We start from the raw sequence: 1550 nt of genomic DNA, 5'->3' as shown, positions 1-1550 counted from the left end.
CCTATTATGTAATAAATAAAACAAATTAAAAATTTCCTATTTAGTAAAAATATTCCTTATGCTTATTACAAACATGTTTTATAAATATAATAAATTTGCTAGAATAATAAGGGATAGACTTAATTAAATTATATTGAATTTTAAAGCTGTTGTAGGGGAGGATAAAATGTTAGAAGCTATAAAAAATAGGCGTTCAATAAGAACATATACAGACAAAGAAGTGGAAGAAGAAAAAATAATTGAGATTTTAAAATCGGCAATGCAAGCACCTTCTTCTAAGAACTCTTCACCTTGGGAATTTATTGTTGTAGATGATAAAGAAATTTTAACAAAATTATCTAAGACTCATCATAAATCAAAACAGATTAAAGATGCAAAGCTATGTATAGCAGTTACAGGAAACAAAGAAAGATTTTTTAAACCTGGAAAATGGATACATGACTTGGGAGCATGCACACAAAATATTTTATTAGAATGCACTAACCAAGGTTTAGCTTCATGTTGGATAGGAGTCCATCCTAAGCGCAAGGTTATGGATAAAGTCAGAGAAGTTTTGAACTTACCTGAAAATTTAACTCCCTACTCTCTTGTTTCAATAGGTTATAGTGACGAAGAAAATGAATTCGTAGATAAGTTTGATAAAAATAAAATTCATAGAAATAGATTTGAATAATGGGTAGCCATATGGATAGTATAGAATTGTTTCAAAATATTAAGGAAGAGAGTAAGATTGAACTAGAAAAAATCCTTAAAATTAGAAAAGTATCAAAGAAAGAAATTCTTTTTTATGAGAGAGATATGGTGGATAAAGTTTATTTTATTAAAGAGGGTAAAATATCTTTGTTTAAAATAAATGAAAGTGGAGAACGAAAAATAATTTTCATTCTTCCAAAAGGTCAAATGATTAATGATGTTTTTATAGATGAAAATAAAAGCAGTGCTGTATCTTGTGAAGCTTTTGAAAACAGCACTCTGTTAGAATGTTCTTCTAAAGATTTTCTTAAAATTATGGAAAATGATTTTACTTTAACTAAAAATATATTAAATCATATGCAAAATATAAATAGAAGACTTTATAGACAGTTGAAAAACTCCATATCAATAAGAATGGATAAAAAACTTGCGGCTAAGCTTTATAGAATGGGTAGAGAATTTGGTATAAATAAGGGTGAATGGACTTTAATCAATGCTAATTTAACCATAACATATATTGCAGATATGCTTGGTTGTAAAAGAGAAACTTTATCTAGATCTATGAAGATTTTGCAAGATGAAAATTTAGTGAAAATAGAAAATAAAAAAATGTACATTAAAAAAGAAGAATTATCTTCTTACTTTAAAAGCACATAAATTAGATAAAAAATAATATTGAAATGTATATTCGAGAAAATTTTAAAATAGAATGAAATAAAAGCACTTATTTTAAGTGAAGTGAACCCTTTACACGGGAATAAATAAAACAACCTCTTTTGAAACATACTATATGTATGATTTTAAAGGAGGTTATTTTATTATGAGTACAAGAGTACACTACTCACCAGAAATAAAAT

Annotated in this window: 2 protein-coding genes; both read left to right on the top strand. The window is 26.3% G+C overall.

Going from position 1 to position 1550, the window contains the following annotated elements; genetic code table 11:
- The first annotated feature begins 166 nt into the window (after positions 1–166).
- On the top strand, positions 167–673 hold the full coding sequence (locus NSA58_RS19945; RefSeq protein WP_039679599.1) for a nitroreductase family protein: 507 nt from the start codon (positions 167–169) through the stop codon (positions 671–673).
- 11 nt (positions 674–684) lie between these two features.
- The gene (locus NSA58_RS19940; RefSeq protein WP_052232969.1) at positions 685–1350 is read left to right on the top strand and encodes a Crp/Fnr family transcriptional regulator; all 666 of its coding nucleotides are present in this window, start codon (positions 685–687) and stop codon (positions 1348–1350) included.
- The last annotated feature ends 200 nt before the right edge of the window (positions 1351–1550 follow it).

This window comes from Terrisporobacter muris (genome assembly GCF_024621905.1).
Lineage (GTDB): Bacteria > Bacillota > Clostridia > Peptostreptococcales > Peptostreptococcaceae > Terrisporobacter > Terrisporobacter muris.
This window is presented reverse-complemented; position numbering and strand designations above follow the sequence as displayed.